This is a genomic window from Bradyrhizobium sp. SZCCHNR1002 (assembly GCF_032381435.1).
Classification (GTDB): Bacteria; Pseudomonadota; Alphaproteobacteria; order Rhizobiales; family Xanthobacteraceae; genus Bradyrhizobium; species Bradyrhizobium aeschynomenes.
Map to the genome: position 1 here is coordinate 282,638 of NZ_JAUHIS010000005.1, position 26,022 is coordinate 308,659.

Consider the following 26,022-nt stretch of genomic DNA (forward strand, 5'->3'; position numbering starts at 1 on the left):
GCGTGCGGACGTAGCTGCCCATCCTTTGATTCCGTTTAGTTGTGCAGGCGTGACGCTATGAAATCCAGGATCGGCGTTTATCTCTCCCAGGACGTCGCAGCACGCTTGGCAGTCGCCGTCGCGGTTCAACGTCCGGGCCAGTCGAGGTCCGCGCTCGTGGAAGCCGCGCTTGATCGCTATCTGGGCCCCGACGAAGACGACGGAGAGTCCGTGCGCGATCGTATCGGCCTCATGAACCGGCAGCTGGAGCAGCTGGCGGCTGATGTCAGGCTCGTCAGCGAGGCTGTTGCGCTCCAGGCGCGTTTTCAGTTTGCCATGGCTCCACGCCTCCCGGCTGCTGCGTTGCACGAAGCCTGCCAGCGGGGGGCCGAGCGCTTCGACGAATTTGCGGCGCAGGTCTCCGCCCGCGTTCATCAGGGTCGCTCGTTGGTCCGGGAGACGCTGGACCGGCTCAGCGCGGCGGTCCAGAGCGTGCCGGAAGACGATTCTGAGGAGACCGTGCGCTCGCAAAGCAGTGCCGGGTCCGCTGCCGATGATTGCGATGTCACGCGTTCCATAGACGATTTGCAGGCTCATGCGAAGCCGCGCCAGGGAGGCACAGGCCAATTGTCCATGTGGCAGCTGACCCTCAGGGTGTTTCTGCCATTCGTTGGAGCCTACTACCTGTCGTTTCTGTTCCGAACTATCAATGCGACGATCGCAGGGTCGCTCGCCACCGAATTCGGCCTCAGCGCCGGCAATCTCGGTCTGTTGACGTCGGTGTACTTCCTGACCTTCGCTGTAGCCCAGATCCCGATTGGCATTCTCCTGGATCGATATGGTCCTCGGCTCGTTCAGAGTGCGGTGCTGTTGGCCGCGGCCGCCGGCGCGGCGCTGTTTGCGGTCTCGGATCACTTCCTGCTCCTCCTTGCCGGCCGCGCCCTGATCGGCCTCGGCGTTGCTGCCGCAATGACGTCCGGCCTGAAGGCGCTGCTGCTCTGGTTTCCGGGCGAGCGGGTGCCGTTGCTCAATGGCCTGATGATCATGATGGCAGCATCGGGAGCGGTCACTGCGACGCTGCCGGCGGACTGGCTGGTCGCCTCGATCGGCTGGCGTGGATTGTTCAATCTTCTCGCGCTCGGATCCCTTGGCTGCTCGCTGCTGATCTTTCTGATCGTGCCCAAGGTCGTGCCGGTCTCGCCATCTGCTTCAGGTGCGGCCAAGATCGGCCTGAAGACCATTTACGCCGACCCCCGCTTCTGGCGGCTGGCGCCGCTTTCGGCCACCTGCATCGGGACGGCCTGGTCGCTCCAGGGGCTTTGGGCTGCATCATGGTTCAGCGATGTCGACAGCCTCGGCCGGCCGGCCTTGCTGCAAAACCTTTTGATGATGGCGATTGCCTTGAGTCTCGGCGCGCTCGTGCTTGGCGTCGTCGCCGATCGATTGCGTCGGCGCGGCATCGGGCCTGGTCAGTTGCTGTCGTCCGTTGCGATCCTGTTCATCGCCGCGCAATCGGCGCTGATCGTGCGCCTGCCGCTGCCATCGTGCATTTCCTGGGTCTTCATTGCCGCCGTTGGGGCGGCGACCGTGCTGAGCTACGCTGTACTGGCTGAGTACTTCCCGAAGGAGATCGCTGGACGAGCCAATGCGGCACTCAACGTGTTCCACATCGGAGGCGCGTTCGCCTTGCAATGCTTGACGGGGCTCGTGGTTCAGCTCTGGCCGGCGGTGGGCGGTCACTATCCAGCAATCGCGTACCAGGCAGCTTTCGGCGTGAATGTCGCTCTGCAGATCGCGGCTGCGATCTGGTTCTTGCTTCCGTCCCGGACCAGCGAACAGAGCGGGGAGGAATACCAACGGTTCGTTGAGCGGGATCTGCGGCGTGCTTGACAGCATTGGGAGGGACTTTGTGCACGAGGTCTTGCCAAGGGCCGGTCTGCTGCAGTCATCGCCTGCCGAGCATCGAGTCATGCGTCGAACGAGGCGGCCGTTCGCCGACTGTTCGCAGCCGCCTTCGCCCGGCGTTCTCGGTGTCTGACCCGCCCTGATGCCTGGCACGAGAATCCTCTGGGGGCAGATCACGGCGGTCGTCGCGATCGTACTCGTCACGATGTGGGCCGCGACGCAGTGGACGGCGTGGCGGCTAGGGTATCAACCGCAGCTTGGGCCGCCCTGGTTCGAGCTGGCGCGGGGCATGCCTGTCTATCTCCCGCCTGCGTTCCTCTGGTGGTGGTTTGCATATGATGCCTATGCGCCCGAGGTGTTCGCCGAGGGCGGTTTGATTGCGGCGTTCGGCGGCGTGGCCTCGATCGTGGTCGCGTTCAGCATGTCGGTGTGGCGGGCGCGAGAGCCGGCGGATGTCTTCACTTACGGGTCTGCGCGATGGGCCACGCTGAAGGAGATCTCCGCGGCCGGCCTGCTGGGAGCGGACGGCGTGGTGCTGGGACGGCACGCGGATCGCTATCTTCGTCATGACGGTCCGGAGCATGTGCTGTGCTTCGCGCCGACCCGCTCGGGCAAGGGCGTTGGCTTGGTGGTGCCGACCTTGCTGACGTGGTCGGGCAGCTGCATCGTCCACGACATCAAGGGCGAGAACTGGCAGCTAACGGCAGGCTTTCGCGCGCGGCATGGCCGGGTGCTGCTGTTCGATCCGACCAATGCGCGATCGGCGGCTTACAATCCGCTGCTCGAGGTGAGGCGAGGGGAGTGGGAGGTTCGCGACGTCCAGAACGTCGCCGACGTCCTGGTCGATCCTGAAGGCTCGCTGGAGCGGCGCAATCATTGGGAGAAGACGAGCCACGCGCTGCTTGTCGGCGCCATCCTCCACGTGCTCTACGCAGAGCCGGACAAGACTCTGGCGGGGGTGGCCAACTTCTTGTCGGATCCCAAGCGGCCGATCGATGTCACTCTGCGCGCGATGATGACAACGGCGCATCTGGGGGACGCCGGGCCGCATCCGGTGATCGCATCCGCCGCCCGCGAGCTCCTGAACAAGAGCGAGAACGAGCGTTCGGGCGTGCTCTCGACTGCGATGTCGTTTCTCGGATTGTACCGCGATCCTGTCGTGGCGCAGGTGACGCGCCGTTGCGACTGGCGGATCCGTGATCTCGTGGCAGGCGAGCAGCCGACCACGCTCTATCTCGTGGTGCCGCCCTCCGACATCAGCCGGACCAAGCCGCTGGTACGGCTCATTCTGAACCAGATCGGCCGCCGCCTGACCGAGGATCTGCAGGCCCGCGAGCGGCGCCACCGGCTGCTTCTGATGCTCGACGAATTCCCGGCACTCGGGCGGCTCGATTTCTTCGAGTCCGCGCTCGCCTTCATGGCCGGCTACGGTCTGAAGAGCTTTCTGATCGCCCAGTCGCTCAATCAGATCGAAAAGGCATATGGCGCCAATAACGCCATCCTCGATAATTGTCATGTGCGGGTGTCGTTTGCGACCAATGACGAGCGTACCGCCAAGCGTGTGTCGGACGCGTTGGGCACCGCGACCGAGATGCGGGCAATGAAGAACTATGCGGGCCATAGACTGAGCCCCTGGCTGGGACATCTCATGGTCTCACGCCAGGAGACGGCGCGTCCTTTGCTCACGCCGGGAGAGGTGATGCAGCTGCCCAGTGATGATGAGCTGGTGCTGGTCTCCGGCGTTCCGCCGATCCGCGGCAAGAAGGCCCGGTATTTCGCAGATCCGCGGCTGGTCGATCGGGTGTTGCCACCTCCCGATCCGGTTTTGACGGACCAAGACGACGGCATGTTGGCGGACGACTGGAGCAGGCTGCCGCCGATCGCTCGGACGATCGCAGCAAAAGAGCAGGTGAGGCCGCCTGCGCCGGATGCAGCCGGTGACGCCGAGAATGCCGGGGTCCGGAGGGAGCCGGAGCTTCCCGAGCATGAGGAGATCGTGCCGGAGCAAGCGCGGCCTGCGCAGGAGTTCAACTTTGACAGAGAAGTGGATGACGAGATGGTGCGCAACAGCGTGCTCCGTGACCAGCTTCGCGGCTTGCCGCGCCAGGCTGCGCTGGACCCGGACGATGGACTTGGGCTGTAGAGGAGGTTCGTGATGCGGACCAAGCACACCTTTCGGCTGCCCCCAGACCTCGCAGGTCAGCTCGCTGATTACGCCGGCTGCAAGCGCGTGCCGCAGGCGCTCGTCGTTGAGACCGCGCTGACATCCTATCTGTCGCCTGACAATGCCGAGCGGATGGAGGCAGCGCTAGGGCGGCGTCTCGACCGGCTGACCCGGCAGGTGGAGCGGCTCGAGCGTCACGTGACGATCGCCAACGAAGCGCTGGCGCTGTTCGTGCGGTTCTGGCTGACCGTCACCCCGCCGCTGCCGGATACGGCTCAAACCGCCGCGCAGGCCAAAGGCCGCGAGCGCTACGAGGGGTTCGTCGAGGCTCTTGGACGGCGGCTGGCCAAAGGGCAGACACTGGCCGCGGAGATCGCTCAGGATGTCGCGGCCAGAGACGCGCAATCAGACGAGCCCAGCCGCTCGTCCTGACCTCATCCCGCCAATCGTTTCTCTTTCTACGCCAGAACGCGAAGCCTTCGATGAGCACATTGCGGAGCTTTGCCGGTTGCCCCTTCTGATCATCGCTGTGAGCGACGCGCGAGGCGCCGTCGCCGATCACGGGGGTGATCATGACGGTTCATTCATGGCGGACGGAGGCAAGCTCGCGCGGCGCGCGGATGTTGCGCACAGCGCTGGGGCCTGCCATCGCCGGCTGGCTCGATGATCCCGCCGTCGTTGAGGTGATGCTCAACCCGGATGGTCGGCTCTGGGTCGATCGTCTCGCTTCGGGTCTGACTGCAACGGGTGAGACGCTTTCGCCCGCCGACGGCGAGCGCATCGTGCGTCTGGTCGCGCATCACGTCGGCAGCGAGGTGCACGCTGGTGCGCCGCGTGTCTCGGCCGAGCTGCCGGAGACCGGCGAGCGGTTCGAAGGTCTACTGCCGCCGGTCGTGATCGCACCAGCGTTTGCCATTCGAAAGCCCGCGGTCGTCGTGTTCACGCTCGCGGATTACGTCGCAGCCGCGATCATCACGGAAGAGCAGGCCAACCTGTTGCGAACGGCTGTGGCCGCGCGCAGCAACATCCTCGTCGCAGGGGGCACCTCGACCGGCAAGACCACGCTGACGAATGCGCTGTTGGCTGAGGTCGCAAAAACTGATGATCGCGTGGTGCTGATCGAGGATACGCGAGAGCTGCAATGTGCAGCGCCGAACCTCGTATCGCTTCGGACCAAGGACGGCGTGGTCACGCTCGCCGACCTCGTACGTTCCGCGTTGCGGCTGCGGCCTGACCGCATCCCCATTGGCGAGGTCCGAGGCCGGGAAGCGCTTGATCTCCTGAAGGCCTGGGGCACCGGTCATCCCGGCGGCATCGGCACCATCCATGCGGGCTCCGCAATCGGCGCGCTCAGGCGCCTGGAGCAACTGATCCAGGAAGCCGTGGTGACCGTGCCGCGTGCTCTGATCGCCGAGACCATCCAGCTGATCGCCGTGCTCGCCGGCCGCGGCGCCGACCGGCGATTGGTCGAGCTCGCCCGCGTCGATGGGCTGAATGCCCATGGCGACTATCAGCTCACCCAGCTTTCGCTCTCGTCAGGAGAACAGCCATGAAGCAGCTCTCTCGTTCTTCCGCATTTGGGGCGGTCGCGGCTTCGGCTGTGACGTTCGCCAGCTTTACGACAAGCCCAGCCTGGGCGGCTGGCTCCAACATGCCGTGGGAGCAGCCGCTCAATCAGATCCTGCTCTCGGTCCAGGGGCCGGTCGCAAAGATCCTGGCAGTCATCATCATCATAAGCACGGGCCTCACGCTCGCCTTCGGCGACACGTCGGGAGGATTTCGCCGGCTGATCCAGATCGTCTTCGGACTCTCGATCGCGTTTGCGGCCTCGAGCTTCTTCCTGGCGTTCTTCTCGTTCGGTGGCGGGGCAGTGATCTGATGGAGGCTCCGCTCCATGCCGATCAGCCGCTTCCCGGCTTTGCGATCACCGTGCGCCGCTCGTTGACCGAGCCGATCCTGCTCGGCGGTGCGCCGCGCGCGATCGCGATCCTCAACGGTACGCTCGCTGCTGCGCTTGGCTTGGGGCTGCGGCTCTGGATCGCGGGGCTTCTGTTCTGGGCGATCGGCCATGGCGTGGCGGTGTGGGCCGCCAAACGCGATCCAGACTTCGCCGAGGTGGTGCGCCGGCACCTGCGCATTCCCGGTCATCTCAATGTGTGAGGAACAAGCCATGATGAACTTGCGCGAATATCGCAACAGCAATGCGCGCCTGTCCGATTATCTGCCGTGGGCCGCTCTGGTCGATCGTGGCATCGTCCTCAACAAGGATGGCTCGCTGCAGCGGAGCGCGCGATTTCGGGGGCCGGATCTGGATTCGGCTGTGCCGGCCGAGCTCGTGGCTGTGGCCGGTCGGCTCAACAATGCGCTCCGCAGGTTGGGCTCTGGTTGGGCTGTCTTCGTCGAGGCCTTCAGATATCCGTCTCAGCTCTATCCCGCGAGCCAATTCCCGGATCCCGCCTCCGCACTGGTGGAGGCCGAGCGCCGGGCGCAGTTCCAGGCGCAGGGCGCGCATTTCGAGTCGAACTATTTTCTGACCTTCGTCTATCTGCCGCCGTCCGAAGATGCCTCACGCGTCGAGCGCTGGCTGTATGAGGGACGCGCGCAAGGTGAGGGCAGTGATGCCCAAGAAATCCTGCGTGGTTTTGCCGACCGCACGGATCGCATCCTGCAGCTGCTCGATGGCTTCATGCCGGAGTGTCGCTGGCTCGACGACGAGGAGACGCTGACCTACCTGCACGCGACCATCTCGACCAAGCTGCAGCGTGTCCGCGTCCCCGAGATTCCGGTCCATCTCGATGCGCTGCTTGCCGATCAACCTCTGACAGGAGGCCTCGAGCCGCGGCTGGGCGACGCTCACCTGCGGGTGCTGACGATCGTCGGTTTCCCGACCGCCACGACGCCCGGCATTCTCGATGAACTGAATGCGCTGGCGTTTCCCTATCGCTGGTCGACCCGGGCGATCATGCTCGACAAGAGCGATGCGACCAGGCTCCTGACCAGGATCCGGCGGCAGTGGTTCGCCAAGCGCAAGTCGATTGCCGCGCTCCTCAAGGAGGTCGTGACCAACGAGGCCGCCGCACTTGTCGACACCGATGCCCACAACAAGGCGCTCGACGCCGATGCGGCGCTTCAGGATCTTGGCTCCGATCTGATCGGGGAGGCCTTGGTCACCGCGACCATCACGGTCTGGGATGAGGATCCGCGAGTAGCCGACGAGCGATTGCGGCTCGCCGAGAAGGTGATCCAGGGCCGCGACTTCACCTGCATGGTCGAGACGGTCAACGCGGTCGAGGCCTGGCTGGGGTCGCTGCCTGGCCATGTCTACGCCAATGTGCGCCAGCCGCCGGTCTCGACCCTGAACATTGCCCATATGATCCCGTTATCGGCGGTCTGGGCTGGCCCGCAGCGCGATCAGCATCTCGGCGCGCCGCCGCTGTTCGTGGCGCGCACCGAGGGCTCGACGCCGTTCCGGTTCTCGCTGCATGTCGGAGACGTCGGGCATACGCTCGTCGTCGGTCCGACCGGTGCTGGCAAGTCGGTGCTCCTGGCGTTGATGGCCATGCAGTTCCGCCGCTATCCCGGCTCCCAGGTGTTCGCCTTCGATTTCGGCGGCTCGATCCGCGCGGCCGCGCTTGCCATGGGCGGCGACTGGCATGATCTCGGCGGTGCCTTGTCGGACGAGGCATCGGAGCCGGTCGCGCTGCAGCCGCTTGCGGCTATTGAGGACGTGACTGAGCGCGCCTGGGCGACCGACTGGATCGCGGCCATGCTTGCGCGCGAGCAGATCAGCATCACGCCTGAGGTGAGAGACCATCTGTGGTCGGCGCTCACGTCGCTAGCGTCAGCGCCGGTGTCTGAGCGGACACTGACGGGCCTCTCCATCCTGCTGCAGTCCAATGCGCTGAAGCGGGCGTTGCAGCCATTTTGTCTCGGTGGCGGCCCTTATGGCCGGCTACTCGATGCCGACGCCGAGCGGCTCGGTGATGCGTCCGTCCAGGCATTCGAGACCGAAGGAATGATCGGCACGGCGGCAGCGCCTGCCGTGCTCGCCTATCTTTTTCACCGCATCGAAGGCCGGCTCGACGGCCGCCCGACGCTTCTGATCGTCGACGAAGGCTGGCTCGCGCTCGACGATGACGGCTTTGCCGGCCAGCTCCGGGAGTGGCTGAAGACGCTGCGCAAGAAGAACGCGTCCGTCGTCTTCGCCACACAGTCGCTATCCGACATCGATGGATCAAAGATTGCCCCCGCCATCATCGAGAGCTGCCCGACCCGATTGTTGCTGCCGAACGAGCGCGCGCTCGAGCCGCAGATCACAGCCATCTATCGACGGTTCGGCCTAAATGACCGCCAGATCGAGATCCTGGCCCGTGCCACGCCGAAGCGGGACTATTATTGCCAGTCGCGCCGCGGCAACCGGCTGTTCGAGCTCGGTCTCGGCGAGGTCGCGCTGGCGCTGATCGCTTCGTCCTCCAAGACCGACCAGGCCGACATGACGCGCGTCCTTGCCGAGCACGGACAGGATGGCTTCCTCGCGGGCTGGCTCACCCATCGCGGCCTGTCCTGGGCGATCGACCTCATTCCCCATCTGAATGGCCGAGAGGTCCTCGCATGACGGATCCCCGTCGTCTCGCCCGTGGCGCTGCGGCGGCTGTCGTCATCTGGGCAGCGTCGGTTTCCATATCGTCAGCGCAGCTGGTCGTGTTCGATCCAAACAATTACGCCCAGAATGTCCTGACCGCCGCGCGCGAGCTGCAGCAGATCAACAATCAAATCATCTCGCTGCAGAACCAGGCGCAGATGCTGATCAACCAGGCGAAGAACCTTGCGAGTCTGCCGTATTCGTCGCTGGCGCAGCTGCAGCAGTCGATCCAGCGCACTCAGCAGCTGCTTAAGGAGGCCCAGCGCCTCGCCTATGATGTGCAGCAGATCGACAAGGCGTTCGCGACCACCTATGCGCCGGCGAGCAGCAGCCAATCGAGTCAGGCGCTGATGAGCAATGCGCAGGCGCGCTGGCAGACCTCCGTGGCCTCGCTGCAGGATGCCTTGAAGGTGCAGGCCGGCGTCGTCGGCAATCTCGACACTGTGAAAATCCAGTCGTCCGCGCTGATTGCGGCGAGCCAAGGCGCGAGCGGAGCGCTGCAGGTCACCCAGGCCGGCAACCAGATCCTGGCGCTGCAGGCTCAGCAATTGGCCGATCTCACCGCGAGCGTGGCCGCGCAGGGCCGCGCCGTGATGTTGGACGCCGCGCAGCGTGCCGCCGCTCAGGATCAGGGTCGCGAGCAGCTCAAGCGCTTCCTGACGCCAGGTCAAGGCTACCAGCCGTCCAACGTACAGATGTTCCATTGATGCAGAGAAGTCCTATGAAATGGCCACGGCTGATCGCTGTGGCAGTTGCCACGCTCGCTGTTCTCTCCGCCTGCACGATCCCGCTGCGGAGCGGGCAGGATGCGGAGACGCGGCAGCCAGCGCCAAAGTCCAACACGCTCGATGAGACGCTTACGCGCTGCCGCACGGTGCGTCCCGAGCAGGCTGACGCCTTCGCGGAATGCCGTCGGTTGTGGTCGGAGGGCCGCCGCCGCTTCTTCGGGACGATCTTGCCGGCCACACCGAGCAGTGGCTCGCCTTCGCCGGCGCCCGAACCTGTGGAGCGGACGCGGTGACCGGGACAGGAATCATCGACCAGTTCCTGGAGACGTTCACCCGCACCATCGACTCCGGCTTCGGTCTCGTCAGCGGCGATGTCGGCACGCTGGCGACGACGCTGGCTGCGATCGATCTCACCCTCGCTGCTTTGTTTTGGGTCTGGGGCCGCGACGACGATGTCATCGCACGCCTTGTGAAGAAAACGTTGTTCGTCGGCGTCTTCGCCTATTTGATCGGCAACTGGAACAGCCTCGCCCGGATCGTCTTCGAGAGCTTCGCTGGCCTCGGTCTGAAGGCGTCGGGCTCCGCGCTCTCGGTTGCCGACTTCCTGCGCCCGGGCAAGATCGCGCAAGTCGGGCTCGATGCCGGGCGACCGATGCTGCAGGCCACCGCCAATCTCATGGGCTATGTGAGCTTCTTCGAGAATTTCGTCCAGATCGCGGTCTTGCTGTTCGCCTGGATCGTGGTGCTGCTCGCCTTCTTCATCCTGGCAATCCAGCTCTTCGTCACCCTGATCGAGTTCAAGCTGACGACACTTGCGGGCTTCGTGCTGATTCCGTTCGGACTGTTCGGAAAGACGGCCTTTGCCGCCGAGCGCGTGCTCGGCAATGTCATATCCTCCGGCATCAAGGTCCTGGTGCTCGCCGTGATCGTCGGCATCGGCTCGACCCAGTTCTCGCAGCTGATCTTGGCCGGCAACGGTGATCCGCCGACCATCGAAAGCGCGATGACCTTGGTGCTTGGTGCACTGGCGCTGCTCGGCCTCGGCATCTTCGGTCCTGGGATCGCAAATGGACTCGTCTCCGGCGGACCGCAGCTCGGCGCCGCATCAGCGGCAGGCTCGGGGCTCGCGGCAGGCGGTCTCGCTGTTGCCGGCTCAGGGCTCATTGCGGGCGGTGCCGGTCTTGCCAGCGCGGCGGCGGCCGGTGCGGGTCGTGGCGCGTCGACGCTGAGCGGCGGAGTTGTCCGAGCGCTGCGTGGTGGCGGAGAGCCATCCCCGTCGGAGGCTTCCGTCGCCAGTCCGTTGCGACAGGCCGCTGCGGCCAGCGCGGGCGGCCCTTCGTCCGCAGGTTCGGCGGATGGCGGAGGGGCCCAATCGGGCTCGCCGCGATGGGCCGAACAGCTGAAGGCTGGGCGGACCATCGGTCAGGGCACCTCAGCGGCGATGCAGGCCGTGCGCGGCGCCGGACAAGGCGGGCAGGGCAGCTCCGTCGATCTCTCGGAGGACAAATCATGACGATGTTCAAACGTCCCGCTGTCCATTATGGCCGCACGCCGCAACCGGTCACGCCGTATCAGAAGGCTGCGCAGGTCTGGGATGAGCGCATCGGCTCGGCGCGTATGCAAGCCAGGAACTGGCGGCTGATGGCGTTCGGGTGCCTGATGCTGGCGAGCGGCCTGGCCGCGGCCCTCGTCTGGCAATCGGCACGGGGCAGTGTGACGCCCTGGGTGGTGGAGGTCGGCCATCTCGGCGACGTCCAGCGGGTGGCCCCCGCGATTGCGGAGTATCAACCGACCGATCCGCAGATCGCCTATCATCTCGCGCGCTTCATCGAGGACGTGAGAAGCCTCCCCGCCGATCCCATCGTGCTCCGCCAGAGCTGGCTGCGCGCCTACGACTTCACGAGCGATCGCGGAGCAGCCGCGCTCAATGACTACGCCCGGACGAATGATCCGTTCGCGAGGCTCGGCAAAGCACAGGTCTCGGTGGAGGTTTCCAGCGTCATCCGGGCCTCGTCCGAGAGCTTTCGCGTGGCCTGGATCGAGCGGCACTACGACAATGGCGCGCTGAGTGCGACCGAACGCTGGACCGCCATTCTCACCATCGTGCTCGCGATGCCTGACGACGCCGACCGGCTACGCAAGAACCCTCTCGGCGTTTATGTCTACGCCATCAGCTGGTCGAAGGAGCTGTCGCAATGAATGGCCGCATCCTCACTGTGACGGCGCTTTCGCTCTTGCTGAGCGGCTGCGCCACGTCGAAGCCGCCGGAGATCCGCTATGACGCCGAGGTGCCACCATTGCCTGCCGCGCCGGTGGCCGTTGATGACACGCCGCGGGCACTCCATGTGCCGCCGCCATGGAAGGTGGCCTTTGGTGGCAAGGCTGGAGCGAAGGAGGAGGGAGATCCTGTCGATCGGATCGAAGCGGCCAATGGTGCGGCCCGCGTCGAGCCGCGCAAGAGGGGCTATTACAACGCGGCGCAGATCTATGCCTACAGTCCAGGCGCGATCTATCAGGTCTACGCAGCGCCAGGACAAATTACCGATATCGCGCTCGAGCAGGGTGAACAGCTCACGGGATCAGGCCCGATCGCGGCCGGCGACACCGTGCGGTGGGTGGTCGGCGATACCGAGAGCGGCGCGGGCGACACGCGTCGCGTGCACATTCTGGTCAAGCCGACGCGCGCAGGTATCGAGACCAATCTCGTCGTCAACACCGACCGCCGCACCTATCTGATCGAGCTGCGCGCTCGCGAGAAGCCTTATATGCCGGCCGTGGCTTGGTACTATCCGGAGACGCCTGCTGCGCGGGCGGCGCTCGTGACCCTGAAGCCCGTCCTGCCAGACCCCGCGCAGCGCCGCTTCCGCTATCGCATCGAGGGCGATGATCCGCCGTGGCGGCCAGTGACCGCCTATGACGACGGCCGCAAGGTCTATGTCGAATTCTCTCCCGGCATCGTTCAAGGCGAGATGCCGCCGTTGTTCGTGACCGGCTCCGACGGCAAGCCGGAGATCGTCAACTATCGAGCTTATGGCAACGTCTTGATCGTGGACCGGCTGTTCGCGGCAGCCGAGCTGCGCCTGGGCGGCGAGCCGCAGCAGACCGTGCGGATCATTCGCACCGACGGACAGGTCCGGCCATGAGCGCGGAGGACAAAGGCACGAGCGCACGGCCGAACGATCCGAAGCGGGATGCCGATCCTACGGCGCCCTTCCGCCTCGGCGGTGAGCCGCCACGGATCACCCGGTTGTCGCGCAAGATGCTGGCTAGCGGCAGCGCCGTGGCGCTCTCGCTGATAGCAGGCGCAGTCCTGTGGGCGCTGCAAAGCCCTGGCGCGCGCAAGCCGGCGGCCCAATCCGAGCTCGCCAGTTCGGGGCATCGCGAGGTCGCGGACGGCGTCTCCAGCCTGCCGCGTGACTACACGCAGGTTGCCAAAGATGTTCCGGTGCTCGGGCCGCCGTTGCCCGGCGATCTCGGACGGCCAATCCTTGCCGCCCAAGGCCAAATGCCTGGTTCAAGTCAAGACCAGGACCAGCAGCGCCGCGAACAGGAGCAGGAGGCCGCGCGCGTCAGCCGGTTGTTTGCGACGACCACGACGACGGCAACGCAGCCTTCACCAAATGTGGCTCAGGGCGGCGGGCTTGGAGGGGTGCCGCCGGCCACGGACGACGCCTTCGCGCAGAACGGCCAGGACCGAAAGCTCGCCTTCGTGAATGGACCGGTGGATCGGCGCACCACGAGCCCTGATCGCATCACGCGGCCGGCGTCACCTTACGTCGTGCAGGCTGGCACGGTCATTCCGGGCGCCCTTATCACGGGAATCCGCTCGGATCTGCCCGGTCAAATCACGGCCCAGGTGACAGAGAATGTGTTCGATACGCCGACAGGTCGGTTACTGCTCATTCCTCAAGGAGCTCGGCTGATCGGAGCGTATGACAGCCAGGTGGCGACCGGCCAGTCGCGTGTGCTTCTGGTCTGGACACGGCTGATCCTGCCGAATGGCCGCTCGATCGTCCTGGAGCGGCAGCAAGGAGCGGATTCCGGTGGCTATTCCGGCCTCGAGGATGAGGTCGACAATCATTGGAAACAGCTGATCGGGTCCGCTCTGCTGTCGACACTGCTGTCCGTTGGCAGCGAGGTGAATGCGGGAGCCAATGGCAATGCCAACAATGGGGCCCTCGTTCAGGCGCTGCGGCAAGGTTTTGGCAACGCGATGAGCCAGACAGGGCAGCAGCTCGTGCGCCAGCAGATGAACATCGAGCCGACATTGACGATCCGGCCGGGATTTCCGGTGCGGGTGATGGTCAATCGCGATCTCGTGCTCGAGCCTTATCGGGGATAATGCAATGGCGACGAAGCTGAAGATATCAGCGGTTCCAGACGACAAGCTTGTCAAGCTGACGGTGGAGCTACCCGCGAGCGTCCATCGTGACCTGCAGGCCTACGCGGCGATCTTGTCGAAAGGAGCAGATCAACCCGGTCCCGATCTGCCGCGCCTGATCGTGGTGATGGTGAAACAATTCATGGCCTCGGATCGCGTCTTCGCGAAGTCGAAGCGACAGATTTAGCCCTCCGCCCAAAACCGTGTGCGATCGAAGGCGAGCTTCTTCGAACCGAAGCCCTGCATCAGCCGAACAGGTCATCTTCCGGCGCCGACTTCGCGAGCTGTACGACCGCGTCGTAGACCTTCACGTCGCCCTGGTTGGTGACGTAGAGCGCCATGACGTCCTCGTTCAATGTCTTGACCGCGGCGGCGACAGAAAGCGGCTTTCGTCCAGGGGGGACATCGATCCAGATATTGCGCAGCTCGATCTTCGGGAATGCGGCGCGAGTCGCCTCGATTGCGCGCTCGATGCTCCGGCTACGTAGTCGTAGTCTTCGTAATCGCGGCTTTCGGGAGTATCTTTGGGCCGGACGCTATGCTGATAAAGCTCGCCGCTCTTGTCCGGGACCGGCTCGATCGACAGCCCAGGGAGCAACACCTGCATGAACTCCTTGAACTGCGCGAGCTGATCCTTGGTGTCGTGTGACGGCAGCACATACACCCGCCGCAGCGAGTGGCGCTGCGACCAGCAGGCGCGGAAGCCCTGTTGCCAGGGACCGAGATTGGAGCGCTCGCCGCTGATGGCGCTGTTCGCCGCCCTCGTCGTCGAGGCGATCAAGGAGGCCAGGATCGAGGGGATCTGGTACGGCGCCCGTGAGCTCGGCCGCAACCGCGCCGCCGCGCCGGTGATCCGGCTCGATGGCCTGATCGCGATCTCCCGCTGGATCCGCGGGCTGGCGGCGTTCGATGCGTCGGGAGACTTGCGCAGCCTGGCCGACCTGCTGGCGCCCGGTGATCGCGCGGGCGCCGAACGCATCGATCGCGCGGCCTATCGCGAGCGCATCCTGCGTCTCGACGGCATCGAGATGCAGATTCGCGACGTGCTGAGGACGGTGGGAGAGCGGCCGGATCCGGTGATAGGACTGTTTCAGCCGCATCTGCGCCGCCGGCTGAGCTGGGTCAGGGGACCGACCCTGGCCGCCCGGCAGCATCGCCTCGCCCGTATCTATCTCGATGCGGGGGATTACGTGCGCGCCGCCATTCTCGGCCTGGAGGCCGTGGTCAGCCAGGAGATGGCGAAGGATGGCCGCTATTCGGAGCAGGATCTGGTCGATGACGACAAGCGTTCGTCGTTTCAGTCCAGGCTCGGCAAGGCATCGTCGGAATGGCGGACCCGGGCCGCGCGCCGCGGAGATGCCGAGGTCGTCGCCTGGGTCACGGCCTTTCATGACCTCAAGGAGATCCGCAATGCCTTCGCCCACGCGTCAGCCGAACAGGACGCTGCAATCCGCGCCGCGATGGCTGATGAGGCGCATATGCGCGGCTTTCTGGTCAGCCTGTTCGAGACGTTGTTTGACGACGTGCCGGAATGAAGGGCAGTGGGCCGTCACCAGCGACGCAAAAATAGAGAACAAAAAATGAACAAAAGGGATCTTTTTCGTGTCAAGCCCATGGCGAAACTATTTCTTGGAATCGGCCCTTGCAACAGATTGGAAGTGCGGCACAATTTGAGGGTGAGGAGTCTTCGACAGAGCCCCGATCTCATGGGGAATGAAACGTACCGCACCTGCACGGTCACAGGCTGTCCGCGTCTTCGACAGAGCCCCGATCTCATGGGGAATGAAACCGGTAGCCGTGGCGGATGAACAGGGCGAGGTAGGTCTTCGACAGAGCCCCGATCTCATGGGGAATGAAACTTGCGTTCCGCGATCATCTGCTGAAGTTGGTTCGTCTTCGACAGAGGCCCGATCTCATGGGGAATGAAACTCTTGCGTTAATCTTGCCCTAGCGCTGGATTGGTCTTCGACAGAGCCCCGATCTCATGGGGAATGAAACCTGACTTTCGACGCTCAATGCTGCCTCCTGGTGTTCGACTGAACCCCGGTCTCAAGGGGAATGAACCAGCTGCGCCTTGAGGCTGGCGATCTCGTCGGCGGTTTCGGACCAAACCCCGAGCTTGAGGGGATTGAGCGGGCGCAAGGCGCCGCCCCGGTTTTGACAGCGTCTGCGCGGATCGGTGAAGGCGTTGTCGATACGCAAGGGGCGGCTTCGGCTTGCGATCAGCGTACGTCGTGCACGCCCCCGCTGCGCCGGCCGCTCTGTCTCACAACGTTGTCGTGCTGGCGGCGCGGCTGGCCTGACGCCAGATTGGCGGCATGCCCCAGCGTGATCTCGTCCTGCTCGCCTATGACATCGTCTGCGACCGGCGCCGGGCGCGTGCGCTCGAGGCGGTGCGCGGCTTCGGTGTCGACGCCCAGCTCTCGTTTCACGAATGCCGCTTCACGCCGGCCGAGCGGCGCGAGATGTGGCGGCGGCTGACGGCGCTGCTCGACGCCGACGAGGACCGGCTGCTGCTGCTGGTGCTCGATCCGCGCGCGCGGATCGAATCGCTGGGCACGCCGCGCGTCACGCTCGATCCGCAGCTGCACTATATCGGGTGATCGCCATGACCACTGTGCACATCGATCAGCGTGGCGCGGAAGTGGATGTCGACGGCGACCGCCTGGTGGTGCGGGTCGGCGGCGAGCGCAAGGGCACCTTGCCGCTCCAGCTCGTGGAGCGGCTGGTCGTCTCCGGCGTGGCGCATCTGACGACGCGTCTGCTGACCAGGCTCGCGGAGCGCGGCATCGGCCTCGTGCTCGATCGCATCGGCAAGGGCGGCAGCGCCACCGCGCTGCTGTCGACGCGCCCCGACCGCGCGACCCGGCTCGCTCAATACGATCTGCTGCTCGATGCCGCCGGACGGCTCGAGCTGGCGCGTCCCCTGGTGCGCGACAAGATCGAGGGCGGCATGCGGCTGCTGGCCGAGCTCGAGTCGGCCGGCGCCGGCGCGGCGCGCGAGCTTGCCGGAGCGCGCCAGCGCATGGCGGAGGCCGCAGCGCTCGCCACCGACCCCGCCGCGACGCCCGCGATCGACGTGCTGCGCGGACGCGAGGGCGCCGCGGCGCGCAGCTTCTTCGCAGCCTTCGCAACCGCCTTCGCTCCCGCGCTCGATTTCAGCGGCCGCAACCGCAGACCGCCCCGCGATCCGGTGAATGTCTGTCTCTCGCTCGGCTATGCGCTGGCCCATGGCGAAGCGCTGCGCATCGCGGCCCGTCACGGCTTCGATCCGATGCTCGGCATCTATCACGACCTCGCCGGCGAGCGCGAAAGCCTCGCCTGCGATCTTGTCGAGCCGGCCCGTCCCGTGGTCGACCGTTTCGTTCACCGCCTGTTTGCCGAAGCCGCGTTGCGGCCGGAGGATTTTTCCGGTCGCGGCGCCGCCGGCTGCATGCTCGGAAAGAGCGGCCGCCGGACCTACTACACCGCGTTCGAGGAAAGCTGCGCTGCGGCCGTGCGCGAGACCCTCGACCGCACCGCCGCCGATCTGTCGGCGCGCTTGCTGGCGCGGCTCGCCACGCGCCCAGTCGCCGGCCTGCTGCCGCAACCGGGTGCGGCCGCATCCGAGCCGCCGTTTTGAACGGCCGCCGGACGCATCTCATCGCCTATGACGTGCGCAGCCCGCGGCGCCTTGCCCGCGTCGCGCGGGCATTGACCGAATGCGGCCATCGCCAGCAATATTCGGTGTTCGCGGCCGACCTGACCGAGCCGGCGCGCGCGCAGCTCATGGCGCGATTGCGCAAGCTGATCGATCCGGCCGCCGACGATCTGCGGATCTACCTGATCCCCGATGCGCCCAGGGGTGGCTGGTTCGGCCGGCTCCCGCAGGATGACGCGGCGGCCGTGCTCGGCGCCGCCGCGGCCAATCTCGCCGCTCGCCTCAAGATGTCGGGTGGTCAAGTCTGAAGGGTTCAAAACCAGAACGAAGTCAGGCTTTTTCATGTCAAGTCCGCGGCGAAATTATTTCTTGGAATCGACCCTTGCAACAGCTTGGGAATGCGGCAGAATTCGAGGGTGAGGAGTCTTGGACTGAGCCCCGATCTCATGGGGAATGAAACGCGATGTTGCGCATCGACTGGCGCACGACCGTCTTGGACTGAGCCCCGATCTCATGGGGAATGAAACGTGGTTTCGATCCTCACCATCGCCGCCGTGACGTCTTGGACTGAGCCCCGATCTCATGGGGAATGAAACAATAACAGCAATCGTGATGTTCTTGATCATAGGTCTTGGACTGAGCCCCGATCTCATGGGGAATGAAACACCACGGCGGGGACCTCAGCGACGATCCCGAAGTCTTGGACTGAGCCCCGATCTCATGGGGAATGAAACGAAAACCCTTGATCTCTTCGGCTAGTTTGGTCTTGGACTGAGCCCCGATCTCATGGGGAATGAAACACTGAAGCTGACGCTCCTGCACCCAATTGGCGTCTTGGACTGAGCCCCGATCTCATGGGGAATGAAACGTTGGCCTTGGCCTAGCCCTTGATGAGGATCGGTCTTGGACTGAGCCCCGATCTCATGGGGAATGAAACCCTCGGCCGTCTGGGCCGACGGGGCCCGCTGGGTCTTGGACTGAGCCCCGATCTCATGGGGAATGAAACCACCCTGGTATACGAAGAGTTTGCTCCCTCCGGTCTTGGACTGAGCCTCGATCTCATGGGGAATGAAACAAGAAGTCCCACGCGGACATCTCGGGATGGTGTCTTGGACTGAGCCCCGATCTTATGGGGAATGAAACCGGACATAGTCCGCATGGTAGTTGACCGACCTGGTCTTGGAGTGAGCCTCGATCTCATGGGGAATGAAACGCAGCGGTGAATGCTTCTCGGTCATGGCGTCTTGGATTGAGCCCCGATCTCATGGGAAATGAAACCACCGGCTCCGCGCTGGCAGCGGCGGCGCTAGGTCTTGGACTGAGCCCCGGTCTAATGGGGAATGAAACCTCCAGCGCCTTCCTCGCGCTCGCGAGCTTGACTGACCCCGATCTGATGAGAACCAACGCACCGTTAGCGGCGGCAGTAGCGTTCGCGGCTAGGATAGGTGCTGCGTTCTGGCAAGACCTCGACCGGTCACTCGGCCGGCCGACGGTTTGCTCGTCCTCGTTTGCCTGAAAATCGTCTGTGAGTGGCTATGCTGCCTCTTGCAGCCGCGCCGGAACTCTGCACAATCAGAACGAGCAAGGGGCTGCCTCGCTCATTCGGTCGCGTTCGATTGCAGGAGTGTTAGTCCCTGCGTGGGCGCGGCCGGCAGGGAGGCAGATGCGTTGTCGTGGCGCGGGCCGGGCGACCGGCGTCGCTCCAGCTCATTTTTCCGAGACTGTTTTCTGCGGCGGCCACGCCGCTGCCTGATGTCGTGACGTTCTGCGTAGCTTCGTAACTGCAATATTAGCATTGAATCGATTGTGATGACGTCGATCGCTTTCCTATCCAGGCCGCCGGTGCGACCGGTCTACTCGCATATCATCTGCGCGCCAACGCAGCCGTTCATCGTGCGGCCTCCCCCGATGCATGGCAGCGGCTGCGCGCGACAACCTTGTCGTCGTTGAGCCGCGCACCGCAGGGCTCGATCATCTGAACTGACGGTAAGTTGAGGAGACGTGGGGCGCGGAGATGGCACGGCTGGTCTTGATCGAAACCGGGGGCAACCAGGACTTCGTGTTCGCCACCAACAAGCTGCGGCAGAACATCGGCGCCTCCGAGCTGATCCACCGGATCGGGACGACCTTCGTGCTTGCAGCGGTGGCCCGGCACGCCGAGCCCTATCGCAAGGGGCAATGAAGCGATCTGAATTTCGCCGTTCATCATCCTCGCTCTCGGTCTCGGACTGAGCCCCGATCTCAAGGGGAATGAGACGAAAGGGGAATGAGACAAAGCCCTTCGCGGTCCGGAGGTGATGCTCCGTCTCCGGCATAGCCAAATGTAAAGAGGATCAAGTCGGCTGCGACTGGCGAGCTGTTCGCGATCTTTATCTTAGACTACGTGCTGGCGGCCCTACTGATTCCTTCGCACTCCCCCCGCCTCGAAAATCGTTCCGAATAGTCAACGCAGCCTCTTGCGGCGACGCTGGAACTCTGCACAATCAGAGCGGGCAAGGTGCTGTCTCGCTCTTTCCGTCGCGGCGCTGCCGGTCGTACGAACTGGGTGCCGGTCGTGAGTGCGGGGACGTATCTGTCGTCGCGGCGAGACGTAGAACGCCGGGCATTTTTTCAAGCGTTCGCTGCGGCAACGCCGCTGCGTTGATCTAGTTGTTGTGAACTCGCCACCGCAATATTGGCATCGAAGCTGATTGTGATGACGTCCGTCGCTTATTTCACTCGGTTGCCGGCGTGCCCGTCACCGTTTTCATCCGGACATAGCTTTGGTCTTGCACAGCGGAGGCAAGAAGCTGAGGCATGCGAGGCGCCGCGGTGACAAGAGCTGCAGTTGCAAAAGTTGGCTCGACCCCGATCGACCGATTGGCCGTGCGCATCGTTGACCGTTGCGTCGTGCCGTTCGTCGGCGCGGGGTTCACTTACGGTGCCTGTCATCCGAATGGCTGGACCTCGACTCCGGATCTGATGCCCGAGCAACTGACCGAATTGAAGCGTTCTCTATCGGAGAGCGCTCCTGCCGAGGGGCTCGCCCGGCTTGCCGAACAATGCAGCGCGCTGGCAGGGCTTCGCAAGGTGTGCGAGGCCATACGGATCCACCAATACGCCGAGTTGATGCCGGAGCCACAGCACCGTTACCTCGTCTACCTGGCGCGAGAAGGCCTGATCGGAGAGGTCGTTACGACGAACTACGACTGCTGCATCGAAAACGCCTTCAGCCAAAGCCTCGCGCTCGACAAAGGCGATAAAGAGCCCTGGGCGGTGGTCCGTGGCCTCGACGAATACCGGTACAATGCGCGCCGGCATGCCATTCCAGGCCATCTTCTCATCTACAAGATCAATGGATGTGCTGCGGCCTATGCGGGGGCGCGTACGCTGGCCGAGATGAATCGTTCTCCGTCGACGCATTCGGCGTGGGAAGCCGCTGCGGATCGGATCGTGCTGACCGAGCGCCAACTCCAGACTTTCCGTCGAGAGGGATGGGCTCGCGACCTGTTGCAGGACAGGTTGCGCACCCGAAACCTGTTCTTTTCCGGCTTCGGAAGCGAGGAGCCTCAGGTTCGGCACACAGCGCTGGCGTTGATCGATGAATTCTCCACCGCGACAGCGAGCGTGCGCTCCGAAGAGATCATGGAGCACACCAATGCTCCCTTTATTCATGTGTACGGTCCGCTGACCTTCTATCAGGAGCAGATCATGCGCGCCTTCGTGGACGCGCACATCCCGAATGCGACCCCTTTCGATCATGCCACGCACATCCGTGAGAACACCATCACGCCGGCAGAAGGAAAGTCGCTTCCGGCTGGCAGCATGATGCACGCTCTGTTCTGTCGCGTGTTCGAGATGCTGATGTCGAAGGAGCTCTCGCCAGACCAGGCGCTCGCCCAATGGCTGCGGGAGAATACGCCGCATTTTCGGCTCTGGCTCGATCATTTGAAGCGCCACCTATCGACTGCCTCCGAGCCATCCGACATCGGCGCGGATCAGCCACCGTCGTCGCAACAGGGGCGTTCCGGTTTCATCGCCCTGCGTCCGCTTTTGACACCGACCGTGGAAGACGGTGGCTTTCCTCTTCCTCTTTACCGCAACCTCTGGGCGATCTGTCATCCGTCGCAGCCGCTGCCGAACGACTGGTATCTTCCTCTGCGCGAAGATTCACTCCTGATCGGCGTCGTGCTCTTGATGCTGTCAACGATCGGGCTGCAACACAACGCCCCGTCTCCGTTCGGCTTGAAGGGCTTCGTCGGAGACGATGATGGCTGTGTCGTTCACCTGATTTCCGAGAACGGGATGCACGAGTTGATCTCGAAGAGGGACGACGAGACTGCGACCCGACTGTTGCGTTTGATCGTCATCCCATCCGCAAGAGGATTCTCAACGCGAGGAGCTTGGCGCCGGTTGAACCCTGGGCGGGGTGGTCGACTGCCGGTGTTGCGGGTTGGGACCTGGGTCGCCATTGCGGCAAATGACCTCGTGCGCTCCGCGGTGCGACCTGAACACACGCAAGCCGTTTTGAAGAATTGCTTCGCCGAGGTACGGCCCGATCGCAAAGCCCGCCTCAGGGTGCTCTACAGATCGGGGGCAGCCGCGTGACAGGATCCGCTGCCCAGTCGAATGAAAGGCTTGCGAAGTTTTGCCGCGTCGGGGCGGAGCCGAACGACAGCATACCGGTGTCGCGCCGTCCTTGGCGTCGTTTCGGTGTCTATCTCAGCAACGTCGCAATTGCCGTCCATCTGACGCCGGTCACGGGCGCTCACTGGAGCATCGCCGAGCAATTCTCGGCAAAGACAGCGCTGTATCGCTATCTGAGCCGTCTCCGCCAAACCATCCAGGAGTTCGGGATGGTCTATCCAGTGATGTGCGTCCTTTCGAACGACGATCATCATGACAAGCTCATTCGCGATGTGGGAAGCTGGTCCAGCGATCAGGATTGGCACCGCGGCGATTTCATTCTCTACGTCGAAGAAACGCGAAAGTCGGCCGAGGATCTTCTGGTCGAATTGCTCGATCCTGATCTGGAAGAGCTGCCGCAAGCGGAGGAGGCTCGCAGCCTTTCGTCGTATCTCGCAGAGCTTGAGGCCTGGGCCCTGGACCAGCGGAATTCTGCCGGCGAACATCGATCGTTGGCAGCCGAGTTTGCATCGCTGTGCGCCCAATTCATCAGGGCTTCGAGCGATCGCTACGACCGTTCTCCTGAACAATTATCGGAATTGGAGAAGCAAAACGTTCTCACGGAGTGGACTGACAGGATCGTGAGCGATGCGCGCGCTTTGGCCGTCGGGGGACGAGGAAATTGAGCGCGACTGGACCAGGGAATGCCGTTGTTTCGCGTGTCCGGTCGCTGGCCATTGAGAATTTTCGCGGTTTCAAGTCTCGGCATGTGATCGACACCGACGCGGATGTGGTGCTGATTTCTGGTCCGAATGGATACGGCAAGACGAGCTTCCTGGAGGCCCTCCTGCTTCTTCTGAGCGGCTGGCACCAGCCTGAGATCGATCCCGTCTCAGCGCTTCTTTCACAGCCGACGAACGCTGACGGTGTGAGCTCACCGGGCGCCTGTCGTCTGTCTTGCGATATCGCCATGTCGGACGAAAGCAAAAAGGTGCTCGATCTCGGTTGGGGACACGATCACCAGGGGGCGCTGCCGCTCCCCGGGCTCGCCGAGCGCGACCAAATGGGGGGCCTCACGAGGTCCGGCGGCGCGCTGGCGTCGCGTCTGAGGAACGAGGCGGACGGTCTTTCCGGCCGCGAGCTAGAAGCGCGCCTGACCGCCTTCTTCCAGGACCGGGTCGCGGGTCTGTTTGACCAGGCCGCGAGCGGACGGACGATTCGCGACGTGCTGGAGCCGTTTCCCGTCGAGATCATGATCGCGCAGGACCGCATACTCCCGTCGCTCAAGCGCCGTCTGGACGACGAGTTGCAATCCGAGATCTATGGCGATGACTGGAAGGGAAGACCGATCGAGGACATCGATCGGGAACTCGCCGCCGCTTGGCGCGAACTCGGGGCGTTGTTGCGCAAAGCAGAGAACCTGCGGATCCAGGATTGGCCGACGGTTCCTGATGCGCCGGATTTCACGATCGACGATCGTTGGCTCCACGAGTTTGCACGCAACGTCGTCGCAAAGGTCCGTGGGCAGATGAATGCGGCGGATCACGGCCGCCTGCAGGACGAATTTGCATCTCTCATAAGAGACAGCCTGCAGAAAGCGATTGTGACAGCAGAGCGCGAAGCCAGGGGTTCGACCGAGGAGACGGAGCAACTGCTGGCCGAGCTTGAGGGTGTCCAAGCCCGGCTTGAATCCATCCGCAGCAGATTTCCAACTCTCGATGAAGACGTCAGGCGGTTCGCATCCGATGACCCGGCTCTTCCCGATGCGCTCGGCATTTTCCGCTCTCTGGTGCTGAATGCGCAAGGGTGGGGCCGAGCGCTGGCGGCAGACATCTCCGAGATGCAGGATGTTCGGACGCAGTTTGCCAGCGTGTCGATCGACGAGGCCGCCAAGTGTGTTGAGCTGCTGGATGCGTTCTTGCGCAATCGAATTGCTGTACTTCGCGAGCGAGCGGATCTGCAGAAGGAAGAAGCTGTTCTTACTGCGCGGATCGACCGCAGTCGCATGTCCGACAGACTCGCCCGCCTGCGCGACCTGGAACGCCAGATTGAACAGCCGCTTCGGAGGTTCATCTCTGCTTGGGAAACTCGCCGCCGCTATAGTGACCACTTAGAACTGGCGGGCCACAGGCAGCGCGCGCGGGACTCCGTCAGTGCCGCGGGTGATGCCATCGACAGATGTGCGGCGGTGCTGACTCGCTTGACCGGCCCCAGTCAGTCGATCATGGAGGGTCTCCGGGTTCGCTTCCATCAGATCCTCAGACGTTTCTGTCTGGTCGACGGTATCTTGCCGATTGGACTGGTTGCCGACGAAAGGGATCTGGGCGGTCAGCTTCGCCGTGCCTATCGCATCCGGACCGCGGATGGGCGAGGGTTGGAGCATCTTTCGACCGGCCAGCGCGCGCAAGCCGCAGTGTCGTTGCTCGTTGCCCAGAATCTCGCAGTGTCCACATTGCTCCCCTATCGCGTCATTCTGCTCGATGACGTGACCACGGCCTATGATCTTTCCAACCTGACGCGTGAAGCTCTGCTGTGGCGACAGTTGGCCTACGGAGAGGGTGAGCGGAACAAGCGCCAGGTTTTCATCTCGAGCCATCACGAGGATCTCTCCAATCATCTGCTCGATCTGCTGGCGCCGCCACACGGCTGCAGCATGCGGCTCGTTCGGTTTTCCGGCTGGTCGCAACAAACGGGGCCGACCTACGAGGTTTGCGAGGTCGAGGCCAACGCGCGGCCGCCGATCGATGACATTCGTAACGCATTGGCAGAATTGTGAGGCGGGGCATGCCGGCAGCTCGGTCATTGACTGCGGAGTTCGAGGTTCTGACGCCGTTGTTTCTCGGCGGAGCCGATCAATCGCGCGCCGAGCTCAGGCCGCCCTCGTTTCGCGGTCTGCTGCGCTTCTGGTATCGGGCCGCCGATCCCGCTTTCCGGAGCTGGGAGCCTCGGCTGTTCGGCGGTATCGGCGAGGGAGAAGGCCAGGGCGCAGTCCTGCTGCGGATCACGTCCAGGAGGCCTCCACAACTGGTCGAATGGGGCAGTTTCCGGGCGGATCGTTTCAAGCAGGGGCAGGGGCGGGACACGCGCAACGGTCTCGTCTATCTCGGTTTCCCCTTCCAGATGAAGGACGGCGGACGCAGGGCCATAGCGACGGGGCATCGGTTCGAGCTCCGCTGCCTGTTGCGGCACGCGCAGGGCGCGAGCGACAACGAACACGTGCAGATGCAGCGGCGGCTTGCCGCGGCGGTCTGGCTGCTGGCGCATTTCGGCGGCGCCGGCAGCCGGTCGCGACGCGGCTTCGGCAGCCTCGCCTTGCGGAACTGGTCCGATGCAGGAGGCGACTGGCTGGAGCTAGATCGATTGCCGCTGGTGTCCGAGGCGGCGAGCGTGCAGGACGCGCGTGCGAGGTTGGATCGCGGGCTTGCGACCATCAGGGAGTGGTTCGGTCCGTGGGAGCAGCCTGACCACGCCGGTCAGTCTCCGCAACATCCCCATTTGGGCCCGAGCTTTCGCCATGCTCTGCTCGACATCTCGCAGACGGATTGGGCGCAAGCTCTCGCGGGCATTGGCGGCTTCATGCAGAAATTCCGGCTGCGACGCGCGCCGGACTACCAGAGTGTGAAGGATCATCTGTTGGCGAAGACGGGACAGGGGGGAAGCCTGCTGTCCGCCGCTCCCGAGCGTGCAACGTTCGGTTTGCCGCTCACTTTTCGATACTCGTCGATTCCGCGGGAAACGGCTCAGCTGCTCCCGCAGGGCGGCGAGGGGCAGATGCCGCTGGAACGGCACGGCAGTTTGCTGCTGCTGCGGCTCGCAGCGATCGGCAAGCAGCTTCATCCGCACTACGTCCGCATGGACGGCGCCGTGCCCGGCGTGACACCGCGCGCAATCGTGCGCGGAACCCGTCGTGCACTGCTGGAGCCGTCCCGGAACGCGATGGACGCCTTCTTCGATTCCCTTCCTTCCGTGAGGCGGTGA

At 64.1% G+C, this 26,022-nt stretch carries 24 protein-coding genes and 2 CRISPR repeat arrays; of the genes, 23 read left to right on the top strand and 1 reads right to left on the bottom strand.

What is annotated here, in order from left to right:
* Positions 1-57: 57 nt before the first annotated feature.
* The 14 genes from QX108_RS23935 (at position 58) to QX108_RS23995 (ending at position 13,986) form a co-directional block, all read left to right on the top strand.
* Positions 58-1,869 carry an MFS transporter gene (locus QX108_RS23935; protein ID WP_315783273.1) on the top strand — a complete coding sequence of 604 codons (1,812 nt, stop codon included), beginning with the start codon at positions 58-60 and terminating at the stop codon, positions 1,867-1,869.
* Positions 1,870-2,026: 157 nt separating this feature from the next.
* Positions 2,027-4,027, top strand: coding sequence for a conjugal transfer protein TraG (locus QX108_RS23940; protein WP_315783275.1), 2,001 nt, complete (start codon positions 2,027-2,029; stop codon positions 4,025-4,027).
* Between the two features lie 12 nt (positions 4,028-4,039).
* Positions 4,040-4,480 carry a CopG family transcriptional regulator gene (locus QX108_RS23945; protein ID WP_315783277.1) on the top strand — a complete coding sequence of 147 codons (441 nt, stop codon included), beginning with the start codon at positions 4,040-4,042 and terminating at the stop codon, positions 4,478-4,480.
* 140 nt (positions 4,481-4,620) lie between these two features.
* The gene (gene trbB, locus QX108_RS23950; protein ID WP_315783279.1) at positions 4,621-5,601 is read left to right on the top strand and encodes a P-type conjugative transfer ATPase TrbB; all 981 of its coding nucleotides are present in this window, start codon (positions 4,621-4,623) and stop codon (positions 5,599-5,601) included.
* Entirely contained in the window at positions 5,598-5,927 is a 330-nt protein-coding gene (locus tag QX108_RS23955; RefSeq protein WP_315783281.1) for a TrbC/VirB2 family protein, read from the top strand. The genes trbB and QX108_RS23955 overlap by 4 nt, the downstream gene beginning before the upstream one ends.
* The gene (locus QX108_RS23960; RefSeq protein WP_315783283.1) at positions 5,927-6,208 is read left to right on the top strand and encodes a VirB3 family type IV secretion system protein; all 282 of its coding nucleotides are present in this window, start codon (positions 5,927-5,929) and stop codon (positions 6,206-6,208) included. The genes QX108_RS23955 and QX108_RS23960 overlap by 1 nt, the downstream gene beginning before the upstream one ends.
* Positions 6,209-6,218: 10 nt before the next feature.
* The gene (trbE, locus tag QX108_RS23965) at positions 6,219-8,663 is read left to right on the top strand and encodes a conjugal transfer protein TrbE (RefSeq protein ID WP_315783285.1); all 2,445 of its coding nucleotides are present in this window, start codon (positions 6,219-6,221) and stop codon (positions 8,661-8,663) included.
* Positions 8,660-9,397 (top strand): P-type conjugative transfer protein TrbJ, encoded by a 738-nt coding sequence (gene trbJ, locus QX108_RS23970; protein ID WP_315783287.1) that lies wholly within the window; start codon positions 8,660-8,662, stop codon positions 9,395-9,397. Before trbE ends, trbJ begins: the two co-directional genes overlap by 4 nt.
* A 14-nt stretch (positions 9,398-9,411) precedes the next feature.
* The gene (gene trbK-alt, locus QX108_RS33530) at positions 9,412-9,711 is read left to right on the top strand and encodes a putative entry exclusion protein TrbK-alt (protein WP_409998549.1); all 300 of its coding nucleotides are present in this window, start codon (positions 9,412-9,414) and stop codon (positions 9,709-9,711) included.
* Positions 9,708-10,931, top strand: a complete 1,224-nt coding sequence (trbL, locus tag QX108_RS23975; protein ID WP_315783289.1) for a P-type conjugative transfer protein TrbL — start codon at positions 9,708-9,710, stop codon at positions 10,929-10,931. Before trbK-alt ends, trbL begins: the two co-directional genes overlap by 4 nt.
* A 2-nt stretch (positions 10,932-10,933) precedes the next feature.
* Positions 10,934-11,617 carry a conjugal transfer protein TrbF gene (trbF, locus tag QX108_RS23980; protein ID WP_315783567.1) on the top strand — a complete coding sequence of 228 codons (684 nt, stop codon included), beginning with the start codon at positions 10,934-10,936 and terminating at the stop codon, positions 11,615-11,617.
* The gene (gene trbG / locus QX108_RS23985; RefSeq protein WP_315783291.1) at positions 11,614-12,561 is read left to right on the top strand and encodes a P-type conjugative transfer protein TrbG; all 948 of its coding nucleotides are present in this window, start codon (positions 11,614-11,616) and stop codon (positions 12,559-12,561) included. The genes trbF and trbG overlap by 4 nt, the downstream gene beginning before the upstream one ends.
* Positions 12,558-13,760: a TrbI/VirB10 family protein gene (locus QX108_RS23990; RefSeq protein ID WP_315783293.1), complete on the top strand. Its 1,203-nt coding sequence runs from the start codon at positions 12,558-12,560 to the stop codon at positions 13,758-13,760. Before trbG ends, QX108_RS23990 begins: the two co-directional genes overlap by 4 nt.
* 4 nt (positions 13,761-13,764) lie before the next feature.
* Positions 13,765-13,986 carry a DUF2274 domain-containing protein gene (locus tag QX108_RS23995; protein ID WP_315783295.1) on the top strand — a complete coding sequence of 74 codons (222 nt, stop codon included), beginning with the start codon at positions 13,765-13,767 and terminating at the stop codon, positions 13,984-13,986.
* 165 nt (positions 13,987-14,151) lie between these two features.
* Here QX108_RS23995 and QX108_RS24000 read toward each other — a convergent pair whose 3' ends face one another.
* Complete coding sequence (locus QX108_RS24000) at positions 14,152-14,580, bottom strand: hypothetical protein (protein ID WP_315783297.1); 429 nt, start codon at positions 14,578-14,580, stop codon at positions 14,152-14,154.
* Here QX108_RS24000 and QX108_RS24005 point away from each other — a divergent pair.
* The 9 genes from QX108_RS24005 (at position 14,543) to QX108_RS24045 (ending at position 26,022) form a co-directional block, all read left to right on the top strand.
* On the top strand, positions 14,543-15,334 hold the full coding sequence (locus QX108_RS24005; RefSeq protein ID WP_315783299.1) for a TM1812 family CRISPR-associated protein: 792 nt from the start codon (positions 14,543-14,545) through the stop codon (positions 15,332-15,334). The two genes, QX108_RS24000 and QX108_RS24005, sit on opposite strands and share 38 nt — an antisense overlap.
* Positions 15,335-15,482: 148 nt before the next feature.
* Positions 15,483-15,864: direct repeats of the CRISPR family, unit length 37 nt; unit sequence GTCTTCGACAGAGCCCCGATCTCATGGGGAATGAAAC.
* A 253-nt stretch (positions 15,865-16,117) separates the two neighbouring features.
* A complete protein-coding gene (gene cas2, locus QX108_RS24010) occupies positions 16,118-16,402 on the top strand; it encodes a CRISPR-associated endonuclease Cas2 (protein ID WP_315783301.1) in 285 nt (94 codons plus the stop codon).
* 5 nt (positions 16,403-16,407) lie between these two features.
* Complete coding sequence (gene cas1, locus QX108_RS24015; protein WP_315783303.1) at positions 16,408-17,421, top strand: CRISPR-associated endonuclease Cas1; 1,014 nt, start codon at positions 16,408-16,410, stop codon at positions 17,419-17,421.
* Positions 17,418-17,747 (top strand): CRISPR-associated endonuclease Cas2, encoded by a 330-nt coding sequence (cas2, locus tag QX108_RS24020; RefSeq protein ID WP_315783305.1) that lies wholly within the window; start codon positions 17,418-17,420, stop codon positions 17,745-17,747. Before cas1 ends, cas2 (QX108_RS24020) begins: the two co-directional genes overlap by 4 nt.
* A gap of 115 nt (positions 17,748-17,862) precedes the next feature.
* A CRISPR array of direct repeats spans positions 17,863-18,786; the repeat unit is 37 nt; unit sequence GTCTTGGACTGAGCCCCGATCTCATGGGGAATGAAAC.
* 667 nt (positions 18,787-19,453) lie between these two features.
* Positions 19,454-19,621, top strand: a complete 168-nt coding sequence (locus QX108_RS24025) for a hypothetical protein (protein ID WP_315783307.1) — start codon at positions 19,454-19,456, stop codon at positions 19,619-19,621.
* Between the two features lie 614 nt (positions 19,622-20,235).
* Positions 20,236-22,026: an SIR2 family NAD-dependent protein deacylase gene (locus QX108_RS24030; protein WP_315783309.1), complete on the top strand. Its 1,791-nt coding sequence runs from the start codon at positions 20,236-20,238 to the stop codon at positions 22,024-22,026.
* Complete coding sequence (locus QX108_RS24035; RefSeq protein ID WP_315783310.1) at positions 22,023-22,730, top strand: hypothetical protein; 708 nt, start codon at positions 22,023-22,025, stop codon at positions 22,728-22,730. The genes QX108_RS24030 and QX108_RS24035 overlap by 4 nt, the downstream gene beginning before the upstream one ends.
* Positions 22,727-24,820: an AAA family ATPase gene (locus QX108_RS24040; protein ID WP_315783312.1), complete on the top strand. Its 2,094-nt coding sequence runs from the start codon at positions 22,727-22,729 to the stop codon at positions 24,818-24,820. Before QX108_RS24035 ends, QX108_RS24040 begins: the two co-directional genes overlap by 4 nt.
* Positions 24,821-24,828: 8 nt before the next feature.
* A complete protein-coding gene (locus QX108_RS24045) occupies positions 24,829-26,022 on the top strand; it encodes an RAMP superfamily CRISPR-associated protein (RefSeq protein WP_315783314.1) in 1,194 nt (397 codons plus the stop codon).